This is a genomic window from Neptuniibacter sp. QD48_55, from assembly GCF_047778115.1.
Taxonomy (GTDB): Bacteria; Pseudomonadota; Gammaproteobacteria; order Pseudomonadales; family Balneatricaceae; genus Neptuniibacter.
On sequence record NZ_CP180555.1, the window covers coordinates 1858635 to 1871197 of the forward strand.

The window sequence follows — 12563 nt, forward strand, 5'->3', positions numbered from 1 at the left end:
GCAATAATGCAGAATTATCATTTATCAATCAAACGATAAAATTCGATAGATTAATTGATAATGACGAATAATATCTCCATTCGACATCTACGCGCCTTTGTTGAAATCGTTGCTTGCGGTAGCTTTACCCGTGCAGCAGATAACTTACACCTAACCCAATCCACTCTCACAGCAACAATAAAGCAGCTGGAAGATCAAGCCGGTTTAAAGCTTCTAGACCGCACAACCCGCCGCGTTTTGCTGACTGGCGAAGGCGAAAGCTTTCTCCCTGTTGCAGAAAAATTGATCTCAGATTTTGATACTGCGTTTAATGACCTACAAGCAACCGCGACACAACAACAAGGCCAAGTGGGTGTAGCTGCGTCTCCGTCAATGATTGGTCGTGTACTGCCTTCGATAATCAAAACTTACCACCAGCAATATGAAAAGATAGGCATCTATCTTCAAGATGACAACGCAGGCGGCATAGAACAGCGAGTGCTCGATAATGAAGTGGACTTCGGAATTGGTGGCAACCACTCTAACCAGTCAGAACTTAAATACCAACCAGTGCTCAGTGACCACTACGGCGTAGTTTTACCGCTCGGCCATCCTCTTGCAATTTTTAAAGAATTGGATTGGACCCAAGTCAGTGAGCTTGACCAAGTTCACTTAACCGAAGATACCGGTACACGGACACAACTTTTAAAACTACAAAAAGAGAATAACCTGGACCTAAAACTACAAGGAGCCTTGATTGAAGTATCAACCCCAGCAGGTTTAGCAGAGATGATTAAGGCAGACATTGGAATATCTCTTCTACCCGCCCTTGCAGCAAGCACAAGTGCCTTTGATCAATTAGTCTTTGTTCCGCTGGCTAATCCAACCCTAAAACGCGAGATTTGCATTATCACAAGAAAAGGTCGAGCTTTAAGTCCTGCAGCTGAAAGCCTGCTTAAGCTGATCACCAGTCAATTTGAAACTGCGAGCTTACCGAAATTTGTCGAGATTAATTAAGAGTAGAAAATATGGAGCAACTTATGAATCTTCATAATTTGAGAGCTCGATAAGATTACCGTCAGGGTCACGCACATAAACCGAGATAATATTACCTACTGCACCTGTGCGATTCACTGGCCCTTCGATCCTTCTAACATTGTGATCTAACAGATGTTGAATCACCTCTTTGATTGGCTGCTCAACAATAAAACATAGATCTGCACTACCGGACTGAACTTGATCCGCTTTAGGCTCAAACTCATTGCCGAGTTCGTGCAAATTAATTTTTTGGCTACCAAAAGCGAGCGCTATACGATCTCCCTTAAATACAACCTTCTCCATACCCAACACCGCAGTATAAAACTCTACGGTAATATCTATATCTTTTACGGTTAGGACAAGGTGATCAAGACACTCAATCTTCATAACTTTGGCTTCTTTAAGTCTTATTAATCTTCGTCTTGCATAGCGAATGAGAAGATTCCCGCTTCAAGCCCAGCCAAACGAGCAACAATACATGACTCCTCTTCATCTGTTAGAACCAAGGATTCTTCATTCGGAGTGAAGAAATATTTATCCTTAAACACATCAAACTGAATCTTGCCGAGGATACGACCACTCTGACTAATACAATCCAGCTCTTGCTCAATCGGAAAGAACAAAACCATCAAACACTACCTTTCATACAACTTCTTTGCGCGGATGATAAGCCTTGATAAAGGTAGACTCAATGCTGGCATGTTTAGTTGTATCAAATCGATCCACTCTTGTTCAAAGCATAAACAGTAAAGATAAACGCTATAGTTACACAAGCGTTATAACGGCGCCTTTTCTTATAATTTGCAGAAATATATTGAAACAGCACCCACTCAATGAATAGAATTGCTGCCTTAAATTTCACTCATGTTTAATAAATATGAAGTATTTCTTTGTTAAACATAGAGTTAGCTCAATTTGGTAGATTTTTGCTGTATGAATTCTTGTTTCTGACACACCGTTTCTTGACCCCGGTCAATCGGTCTAAAAGAAATAACATCTATATTAGCCTTCGACTAAATTGAACAATAATAATAAATAAATGCGTGGTTGCCGGTGAAGAAGTCTGCTACATCTATTCGTAGTTTCCTACTCCAAAGAACGTTTATCTTCTCAGTTCTTGGATTCCTTATACTCGTTTCTGTTACCCATTATGCGTTCACTAAGAGCATAGAGAAAAATGCCAGTGTCATGGCTGAGCGTGTAGCAAAACAAACGTTTAACTCTATGTATCTGGTCATGAGCCAAGGTTGGAATAGACACCAACTAGAGCAGTTCATGAAACAGATGGAGAAGGACAACAGAGACAGTGACCTAAGCGTCTCTATCTTCCGTGGCGAACTTGTAACAGAAAGGTTTGGTGAGATGGAGTCACCGGCTTTATCCGATACTCACCGGCAAGTACTATCTTCTGGTCAATCACAACTCGTCACCTCTGACGATAGTATAAGCTACTACTATGCTCTGAATGCTAAAGAGGTTTGTACTCATTGCCATACCAATGTAAACGATGGCGATACATTAGGTATGATTGAAGTAACACAAGAGCTGGATAAGTCTCTACTTCATGCCAATCGTGAACTGATCTTAACCCTTATTCTTGTTTCCCCATTACCCCTACTTCTTGCATTTTTAGCTACCAGACAAATCACGTCTCGAATTGACAATTCAATAGAGCAGCTAGCTGAAAGTATCGATAGTATTGAATCAATTTCAGACCTATCTCGCCTAGAAGAAGGTCGTGACCGATTAGCATTCCGTGAGTTACAGGACATATTCTCGCAAGTAAAAAACCTGTCCTCAAAACTTAACGATATTGCGGTCGACAAAGAACTACTCGAGTTTGAAATTAGACTATTGGAAAAATTTGTTATTACTTCCGAAGTGGTTCGAGACTGGCGTGAATATGTAAATTTCCTCATAGTCGATATCAATAAGGTTATGAACGTCTACACCATGTTCTCTATCTTTAAGGTCGATAATGAAGTTTTCGATTTAGAAGTCTTCTGGCTACAACCTCCAAGTGATCGCACCCGAAAATCGATGGAACAGGCGATAATGAAGCGCCTTGCACAAGATGGCTCGCCGTTCGAACTGAGCGACATCAATATTCGCCATAATATGGTGAATGAACATGCAGAGCCAATGGATTTAGATGATGATGCGATTGAACTCCAGTGCAAATCGCTACTGGTAGAGACACCGAAGATTGGCGGTATTGTCGGTATCGGGGTTCATTCCGATACCATCCAGGACACCACTAAGCTACTTGTTCTCGAGAGTATTCTTTCTACCCTACTGAACGTGGTTGGCTCGGTTAGAGCGATCTACAAATACACCAAAGATCTAGAGTACTATGCAACACGAGACCCGCTGACCAACCTCTATAATCAGCGAATGTTCTGGGAACTACTGGACTACGAATTAGATCGTGCAGACCGCCACGACTATAAAGTCGCCCTGCTTTTACTGGATCTAGACAACTTTAAGAGCATTAATGATGGTTACGGCCACAGTTGGGGTGACAAGTTGTTGGCAGACTTCTCGACTGCACTTCAAAATGCTTTAGGCAAAGACGCCATCATTGCACGCTACGGTGGTGACGAATTTGTAATCGTCTTACCAGAAAGCGATGTAGCACACGCGGCCCAAGTGGCAGAAACGGTCCTGCTTACCAGTCGTAATCACGCATTATATTACGACTCAAACACCTTCTTAAAACTCACAGGCTCTTTGGGTATGGGGATTTACCCAGACCACGCTAAAAACAAAAAAGACCTGTTTATGTTTGTAGATAACCTGATGTACCGCGCGAAGAACTCCGGTAAAGATCAGATTGCCCTACCTAACGAAAATGAGCTGGTCGATATCTTTAAAGAGATGTCCGATAAAACAGTACTGGTAACGCAAGCGATCGAGCGCAAAGAACTGATCCCTGCATTCCAGCCTATCGTCTGCTCTAAGACTGGCAATATACATGCAGTCGAAGTACTCAGCCGAATCAAGCTATCTGGTGATAGGCTGATGAGTGCGAGTGAATTTATCGAAATTGCAGAATCGATTGGCAAGGTCCACCAGCTGGACTATATCGTCATGGATAAGGCTTTTGAGCAAGTTCAAGCAACAGGTTACGAAGGTAAGATCTTCATCAACCTCTCTCCACGCTCAATCATTATTAGTGACTTTATACCGACCATTAAGCAACTAGCAGAAAGTCACGCTATTAACCCAGAGAGCGTTGTTTTCGAAATTACCGAACGAGATACTGTCAAAAACATCTCAGTGCTAGAGAGCTTTGTAATGAGCCTGAAGGATAAAGGGTTTAAGCTGGCGATTGATGATTTTGGCTCAGGTTTCTCATCCTTCCACTATCTGAAACATCTGCCAATCGATTATGTAAAAATCGAAGGCGAATTTATCGCCAATATGGCGAATGACGCCCGTGATATGGCCTTTGTAAATAGCATTTCTCACCTATCTCAAGAACTTAATGTAGAAACAGTTGCAGAGTTTGTAGAGAGTGAAGAGGTATTAGAACTAGTAGAGAAAGCCGGCATTACCTATGCGCAGGGATATCATTTAGGCAAGCCAAGTCCTGATCTTGAAGGCATTTTAAAAGCGACTATTGCCTTCGACAGCTAGACATTACGTAACAGCCTACCAAAAGCTTTTGGTAGGCTGAATACTTTGTGATATTCCAGGTTTTCGTCAACTAAAAGTCTTGATATACAGCGCCTCAACTTTATCTCTTGCCCATTGAGTACGACGTAAGAATTTGAGAGATGACTTGATTGAAGGATTATTGTAGAAACAGTTGAGTTTAATCTTTGCATCTAAACCTTCCCAACCATAATGATCCACCAAACGAGTCAGTATTTTCTCTAACGTCAGACCATGCAGAGGATTATTCGGTTGTTCTTGGCTCACTGCTAATTCCTTGTACATAAAAATTCGCAGTAATCTTATCAGAATAACTCCACAGCATGATGATTATTAAAAAGAAAGGGGTCCTTAGATTAGCGCTCGATCTATTGATGTTGGGCTAGAAGCATCGGCTATAAGACAAATAAGAAAACTTGATCAACAAACCTAACCAACTTATGGTTGAGAATAGTGTTCTAATATCTCAAATTGATAATCAAAACATCAAAATACTGACCATAAGAATAAGTATTAATAGACCAAGCGGTAATGCCTATATATTAGCTCTTCCTCTATTCTGTATTGAATACAAAAAATTACAGCGCACTCAACGCCACAAACACAAATTCAATACCTACAAGACTGCATAAAAGTCATTCGATAGCAGTACGGAGTTTACGTTTGATTAGCAAAAAGATCCGCCAAGTTTTTTCTGATTTATCCCACTCTCCTCTCGCGCAAAAAACTTTGCTACAGATGAGCATTCGACTCTCTGTTGTCATCACCCTCGCCGCTATAATTAGTTACGCGCATATTTTCGGCATTTTGCATGATCAAGTTGAAGACAGTCTCCGTGTTTACATTACCGAGCGAGGTGAAAAAGAAAGTCAGATTTTCCTCAATGCTCAGTTCAACCACCGATTATTTGAAGAACAATTTTTAAAGCAATGGCCGGAGCGCTCTAAACAAGCCGAGCCCCAAGATTTTGATCTTTTATTTGAAAAACGTTCTGATCAAACCCGAAGACTAAGCAAAGAAGCTTTTACCGGCATTCACCGCCCTGATGGCACTATTAGCCAGCATATCAGCGCATTTATAGGTACCAATGCGCCGAATACCAACGAGTTCGCCAATAAACTGCAGTTAAGTTACCAATTAATCGATCGCTACGCCGATGCCTTTACACAGCACTATGCCAATCTTTATGTCTCGATGCCGGAAAACGTTAATATCGTATACTGGCCAAATATCCCTTGGGGTGAACAAGCAGAATCGAACCTAGATGTAACCATTGAGGAGTGGGTATATATCTCTACCCCGGAGAATAACCCCCAGCGAGACCATGCTTGGACAGGATTGTATTTCGATCCTACCGCTGATGAATGGATGGTATCTCTCGTTACCCCTGTCGATTACAACCAGCAACACCTAATCAATGTCGGTCACGATATTTTACTAAACGATTTATTCGACAGTGTATTCAATGACAAACTGCCGGGTACTCACAACTTTGTCGTAAGACAAGATGGTCGCATCATCGCCCACCCAGATTTAACTGATGAGCTTAATCGCACTAAGGGTATTTTGCATGCTGAAGACAGCAACAATTACACCATCACGAATCATGTAAACGAAGTACTCTCCTACGCAAAAACTCATAATGAGTCGACCTTCATTCTGGAACCTGATTCGGCCAATGCCCTGCTCGCCATAACTAAAATAGATGGGCCAGGTTGGTATTTTGTAACCGTTTACCCTAAATCACTACTTTCCTCTACGGCACTACAAACCGCCTACATAGTTTCAGTCGTCGGCATCCTATCTTTGATAGTTGAACTGGTAATTTTATTCTTCATCCTAAAAGGCCAAGTACTCTATCCACTTGGAGTTTTTAGGCGCTTCTCAAATGCCATGGGCGACAATGATTTTGAAGCGATCAAGGACGTTAAGCGTAGCTCTATAGCAGAGCGTAAAGATGAAATGGGTGAACTGGCCACCACCATGATTACAATGGCCGAACATATAGAACAGCACCAAATACTGCTCACAGACGAAGTAAATACGAAGACTCGAGAGCTCAGCCAAGCGCATGAAGTACTCAAATCAGAGGCGCGCTCTAGAGAAGAGATTACTCGTTTACTGCAAACTATTGCCAAAGACGTCTCCGGTCTACAAGGATTCTCGTATTTTGAAACGCTGGGAGAATTTCTCTCAAATGCACTCGATGCAGACATGGTGATCATATCCAAACTGTCCGAAGATAAAGAAAACATCGATGCCCTTGCTGCATATATCGACAAGCAAAAAGTTGAAAACCTAAGCTACCCTCTAGCAGGCACGCCCTGTGAAACTGTAATTGAAGAAGGATCGATGGTATTTAATGGTAATGTTCAAGAACTATACCCAGACGATGAAGATCTATTTAAGCTCGATCTCAAATCGTACATCGGCACCCCAATGTACGATGGTAAGGGTCAGGTAATTGGCCACCTAGCGGTCTTAAAACGAAATGTTTTTGAACAAACAGGTAAGACGCAGCTAATAATCGACTCAGTTACCTCTCGCGCAGCTAGCGAGCTTATAAGGAACGTACACGAACAGATCATCCATCATCAAGCTCGAACTGACGCCCTTACAGGTTTATATAACCGCGCCATGTTTATGGATCTTATGTCACAAGCGATCCACTCTGCAGCCCGCCATGAACGTAAACTAGCGGTTATCTTTATCGACTTTGACAATTTCAAACTCGTCAATGACCAGCTTGGTCACAGTGAAGGCGATAAATTACTCATAGAAGCAACAAGAAGGCTAAAAAGCACACTACGCAGTGAAGATATTCTTGCTCGCTTTGGCGGTGATGAATTTATTGTCCTACTTCCGCAAATCGATGATAGCCAGTCAGTCGAAGCCGTAACACGCCACATGCAGAAGTTACTGGCAAAAGACGTTCAGCTCGATACCACCGCACTAACCATATCCTGCAGTATGGGTGTTGCCATCTACCCTGAAGATGGCTCAACAACCGATACCCTGATCAATCACGCCGATACCGCCATGTATCGCGCTAAAGACTTGGGACGAAACAACGTTCAGTTCTTTACCGAAGATATGAACGTTCGAATGGAGTTACAGCGTGAACTAGAACACGACCTGCGCCAAGCGATCAGCAAACAAGAATTTGAGCTTTACTATCAGCCAATCATCAACATCCGAAATGGAGAAGTCGCTAAAGTTGAAGCATTGATACGATGGCAACATCCTCAGCGCGGCCTAGTTTCGCCTGATCAATTCATACCCTTTGCCGAACAAAGCGGTCAAATTATCTCTATTAGCGAATTCGTATTAAAACAAGCCTGCATTGATCTACCGAAGCTCAAAGAGCATTTCAAATCTCTTAAAAGTGTTTCTATCAACTGTTCAGCCCGTTTATTTCAAAACAACACATGGGTTCAGGATATTAGAGATACGCTAAATGAATGCGCGGTTAGCAGTGACGAAATAGAGTTTGAAATTACCGAAAGCCTGTTCATGGACAGCCATGATCAATCTGTCATGCAAACGCTGACAAAAATTCACGATCTCGGCATCAGCATTTCACTTGATGACTTTGGAACAGGGTACTCTTCCCTTTCCTACCTAAAACGAATGCCCGTTGATTGCCTCAAAATAGACAAAAGCTTTATTAAAGATGTACTCACGCAACCTGAAGAAAAACGTTTGGTTGCAGGGATTATTGATCTAGCCAAAAACTTTAATCTAGAAGTCGTCACTGAAGGTGTAGAAACACGCGAGCAATACCAGCTTTTAACAGAGATGGGCTGTGACCTTGTACAAGGCTATTACTTCTTTAAACCTGCCCCTTTAGACAAGTTGCTCACTGAAGATGTAGAACTGAATCTGAAGTGAGTTTGTTGGCGATTTACGGTGATACCGCTTAAAGCAGCCGCGCAGTACGCGTCGGATGCCTTTTCTTGTTATGTTTTAATTAGTTTCCACTCTTTCTCTAAGCGGTAAAGCATGTCACTTATTCCCTGTTTTTTGTAATCATCTTGAGACAGCGTATCTCTTGATCCATCAGTTGGTATACGAACAACAATCCCACGGGGAAAAACCATTTTTTTCTCTTGTTCATTGAGGTTTGCAGAGATAAATCCCCAAAGTGACGATTTTTCTATTTCATTCATATCTCTGTTGTTATCGAGCAACTCCCTTATCTCAAGTATTTTCTGGCGCTTGTACTCAAAAGATTTTTTACGTGTTTCAATTGCGTACTGCACCCAAGGAGCTATGAGGGATGCAATAACACCTGAACACAAGCCTGCACCTGCGCCTATTGCTGCAACCATAATTGCCGATAATGCGTCACTATTTTGAACTAATTCATTTTCCACGTTAGCACCTTCGGTTTGAGAGAACATAACGCCGCAATCACCCGGCAGACAAAGCGCAGCTTTGGTTGTCGGAATGGAGGCCCTTGGGCCGTAATGTGTGAATTGCCTTGTTAAATGCATTGCTTTCTTAGTCAATCACTATACTCTAGTAAATTCTTCGTTTTGTCATTTATCATTGATAGCTGGCCGAGCGCTCAACTTTTGAGGCAGCCAAATGACAAATCTACGCATATGCTACCAAACCATAGAGTTTGGAAAAACTGACATTCACCTCTGCACACTACGCAATAAACAGGAATTTTACGACCCCAGAGGCATTGCGAAAGACCTGGGAATATCTTCGGCAGCGTGGCCTATTTTTGGAATAGTTTGGCCATCAGGCTTAGTTCTAGCGCACCACATGATTAACTATGACGTTGGAACCAAGCGTGTTCTCGAGATTGGATGCGGAACCGCCCTAAGCAGTTTATTGCTGAATAAAAAAAACGTAGATATCACCGCAACCGATTACCATCCGGAAACAGAAAGTTTTTTAAATAGGAACACTGAACTAAATGGGGATGACCTCATCCCTTTTGAAAGAACAGGCTGGGCAGATAACAATGACACCCTGGGGCGATTTGATTTAATAATTGGCAGCGACGTGCTGTATGAGGATGAACATATAGAGTTGCTTGCCGGATTTATTCAAGAACACTCCAACCTTAAATGTGAAGTAATAATAGTAGACCCTGGCCGTGGAAGAAAGAACAAGCTGGCTAAAAAGCTACTTGAAATTGGCTACACTTCATTGTTCTTTAAACCGGAAAATACCGATTATTTAGACACTGATTTTAAAGGTCATATTCTAACTTTTTCGCGAACCAACTGAGCATTTAACGCTTAAAACAGTTGCGCGCAGAGCGCGTCGAAATGGTTTTTCTTGTTATGCGCACCATCATTCCAAACCAACTGCACTATCTATATATATTTTGTATGGGTACTTATTGCCTGAGGTAGAAAGTTCCCTACAACTAATGATGAAATTACCAGTATCGCCAGCGTTAAAGTAACCCTTCCCAATATCAGTTTGAGCCTGATCGTAACAAGAGCCAAGAATATACTCCCCATCCATAATATCTATCCTGATATCGACAGATTTATATAGAATTTCACTAACGTTTTTAACGTAGCCCACAACAGTATAATTCTCTGTATCCATACGTTGTTTATGCTTCAGGATTGTTAGATCAGATATAGAATCACCTACATAGTGAATAGTGCTTGGTCCGAACAGATTCTTAATTTTGTACCTGTATTGGTCATATACTGTGAAGATTAATGTCACAGAAACGGCAAGGCCTAGACCAAAGAAAAAGCCGACGATAGATTTCTGAAGAATTTCCTTAAACACTCACTACTCCATTAGTTCGCATAACGCCTAACACAGCTGGAGGCGCGCAGCGACGATCGGCTGCTGTTACTTGTTATACGCTTAACCACCCCAACCACCATCTTTATCATTTGTTGGCTCTGTAATTTCCGGCAAAATACTTAGCCTTAAACCACACTTTGCACACCTACTTGTGTGGCTATGCCCCCAGATACCAGGTATGTAGCCGAAAATAGGGATACCCCAATAGAATCCATTGCACCTAGGACATTTTGAGAAACATGTTCGGTACATTAAGAACAAGAAAAACCAGAAAGTGACAGTTTCCAGAACCAATATTGGTGGGAACGCTATTCCCAATGCCCCAAAAACAAGCAGCATAAGTAAAAGAGGCATGAAGTAAGATCGACATGTCTCATTTTTTCTTATGATCTTTCTTAATCCCTGATAGTACTGAGCTTCATTTTCCATAAGGTGTATAACGCCTAAAGCAGCCGCGCAGTATGCGTCGGATGCCTTTTCTTGTTAAATGTAAGGCTACTTCAAGAAGCCTTTTATCGTTTTCCATATAAAGCTATTAACCGTAACAACATAAGCAAATCCAAATGTAATAATCCCTGGAACCATAATTAACCAAACATAGAACGACTGAACACTATGTAGTGAGAAGACTGTTCCTGTGAGCACTAGTACTGCTATAACGATAACAACAGGAAACACCTCAACAGTAATTAACTGTTTAAGGCTTAGCTTTCTATTCCTTGCAATGCTAACGATCCAAAGTGCCCCTATAGTGGCAACAATACCGAATGCTAGTAACTCCACATTAAATAAAACAGCTATCAATAGCGTGTATATAAAACCAATAATGATAATTACGTGATTTGCCTGCATGACATTTAACGCTCAGCTAAGTGGCGCGCAAAGCGCGTCATTACTTGAGCGCCTTGTTAGCTGTTTTGTTTGGGCACAATTTGAATATGGAAGTTTTTATACTTCGCCGTAAGTGCCTGCCTAGTAATAAAAATGCCCACATACACTGTTATTGCTAAGTTGACCGTAGCAAGAGATACCGCAAGAACAATGAATGGTAAACCTAACATTCCAACAACCATAGAAATTAGAAAGTAGGAAACTAGGGAGATTAAACCCGCGCCGACAAAATAGCGCCAAGTGCACTGCCACCATATAGGAAGTGCTACATCGTAAAACGATAATTCCGAAGAAAAGAAATTCTCCCTTGGCGAAGAAGCCGTGATGGAATATCCCGCTTTCTGGCGGTATTGAAGCTCACTCTTTATTGATTCTGCACGATCAGGATATTCTTCACTATCAACACCGTCCAGTGCCTCAAGTAATTCCCTAATTGAATAGTTTTTATAATCTGGAGGATTCATTCCTTACTCCGATTAGACAGCTAACGCCCAACACAGCCGAAGGAGCGCAGCGACGATCGGATGCTGTTGCTTGTTACACGGCAACACTCCATATCCATTTAATCACTCCTGACGCGTTGAAATTATTAATTTAAAGCTAATGCAGCGCACTAGCTACTACGGCAATTTATAGCTATGGCACACCAGAAAACAGAGATAAGGGTGCTGAAACTACAGACTGCCTAACAGCACCAAGAACGGAATGATTGAGAGATGAAGCAGCACATTCCTTGATGCTGACCTGCTAGCTACTAGCAGGTGGTACCTGATTAGAGCTGAGTTTGCTTTATAAAGCTTTTTTGACTTGTAACGCTTTTGTAATGGGCCGCATTGCTGCGAAGCGGCGCAGTTTGCGGTCCAGCCCGAAGGGCGATTATTAACAAACTTGTTATACATAAACATACTAGTTTTCACTTCCCCGCAAGTAATGCAGTGCATGAAGTCCTAGTGCAAGAAATACTATTCCCGCAAGGGAATATCCTATATTCCCCATAACTGCACACTCTTCAATACATTGAAAATTATATTTATGAATAGAAAACTCAATACTGCCGGTAGTGAAGTAATCAAACCAAACAGGCACTTGAACATAGAATGTAAGCAGCCCTATTAAGCATCCGAAAAAGGCACATAAGTAATAATAAAGGCGTGACTGCTTCAATTTTTCCATTACGTATAACGCCTCAATAAATGGCGCGCAAAGCG

At 41.8% G+C, this 12563-nt stretch carries 11 protein-coding genes; 4 read left to right on the plus strand and 7 right to left on the minus strand.

The annotated features are described in order from the left end of the window. The first annotated feature begins 60 nt into the window (after positions 1–60). The gene (locus ACMXYW_RS08525) at positions 61–996 is read left to right on the plus strand and encodes a LysR family transcriptional regulator (protein ID WP_415903708.1); all 936 of its coding nucleotides are present in this window, start codon (positions 61–63) and stop codon (positions 994–996) included. Between the two features lie 21 nt (positions 997–1017). Here the strand turns inward: ACMXYW_RS08525 and ACMXYW_RS08530 are convergent, their stop codons facing one another. Both ACMXYW_RS08530 and ACMXYW_RS08535 read right to left on the minus strand, forming a co-directional pair. Next, entirely contained in the window at positions 1018–1404 is a 387-nt protein-coding gene (locus tag ACMXYW_RS08530) for a VOC family protein (protein ID WP_415903709.1), read from the minus strand. 23 nt (positions 1405–1427) lie between these two features. Continuing rightward, positions 1428–1646, minus strand: coding sequence for a hypothetical protein (locus tag ACMXYW_RS08535; protein ID WP_415894555.1), 219 nt, complete (start codon positions 1644–1646; stop codon positions 1428–1430). A 424-nt stretch (positions 1647–2070) separates the two neighbouring features. On the opposite strand from ACMXYW_RS08535, the gene ACMXYW_RS08540 reads away from it, so the two are divergent. Continuing rightward, positions 2071–4656, plus strand: coding sequence for a putative bifunctional diguanylate cyclase/phosphodiesterase (locus ACMXYW_RS08540; protein WP_415903710.1), 2586 nt, complete (start codon positions 2071–2073; stop codon positions 4654–4656). Between the two features lie 66 nt (positions 4657–4722). Here the strand turns inward: ACMXYW_RS08540 and ACMXYW_RS08545 are convergent, their stop codons facing one another. After that, on the minus strand, positions 4723–4941 hold the full coding sequence (locus ACMXYW_RS08545) for a VF530 family DNA-binding protein (RefSeq protein ID WP_415884575.1): 219 nt from the start codon (positions 4939–4941) through the stop codon (positions 4723–4725). A gap of 396 nt (positions 4942–5337) precedes the next feature. On the opposite strand from ACMXYW_RS08545, the gene ACMXYW_RS08550 reads away from it, so the two are divergent. Then, complete coding sequence (locus ACMXYW_RS08550; protein ID WP_415903711.1) at positions 5338–8565, plus strand: EAL domain-containing protein; 3228 nt, start codon at positions 5338–5340, stop codon at positions 8563–8565. Positions 8566–8633: 68 nt separating this feature from the next. On the opposite strand, the gene ACMXYW_RS08555 is transcribed toward ACMXYW_RS08550, so the two are convergent. Continuing rightward, the gene (locus ACMXYW_RS08555) at positions 8634–9185 is read right to left on the minus strand and encodes a hypothetical protein (protein WP_415903712.1); all 552 of its coding nucleotides are present in this window, start codon (positions 9183–9185) and stop codon (positions 8634–8636) included. Between the two features lie 79 nt (positions 9186–9264). Between ACMXYW_RS08555 and ACMXYW_RS08560 the strand changes: the two genes are divergently transcribed. Then, positions 9265–9921, plus strand: coding sequence for a class I SAM-dependent methyltransferase (locus ACMXYW_RS08560; RefSeq protein WP_415903713.1), 657 nt, complete (start codon positions 9265–9267; stop codon positions 9919–9921). Positions 9922–9987: 66 nt separating this feature from the next. Here ACMXYW_RS08560 and ACMXYW_RS08565 read toward each other — a convergent pair whose 3' ends face one another. From ACMXYW_RS08565 to ACMXYW_RS08575, 3 genes are all read right to left on the minus strand, one after another. Then, on the minus strand, positions 9988–10443 hold the full coding sequence (locus ACMXYW_RS08565) for a hypothetical protein (protein ID WP_415903714.1): 456 nt from the start codon (positions 10441–10443) through the stop codon (positions 9988–9990). A gap of 929 nt (positions 10444–11372) precedes the next feature. Then, positions 11373–11819: a hypothetical protein gene (locus ACMXYW_RS08570; protein ID WP_415903715.1), complete on the minus strand. Its 447-nt coding sequence runs from the start codon at positions 11817–11819 to the stop codon at positions 11373–11375. A 442-nt stretch (positions 11820–12261) separates the two neighbouring features. Then, positions 12262–12528 (minus strand): hypothetical protein, encoded by a 267-nt coding sequence (locus tag ACMXYW_RS08575; protein ID WP_415903716.1) that lies wholly within the window; start codon positions 12526–12528, stop codon positions 12262–12264. Positions 12529–12563 lie beyond the last annotated feature (35 nt).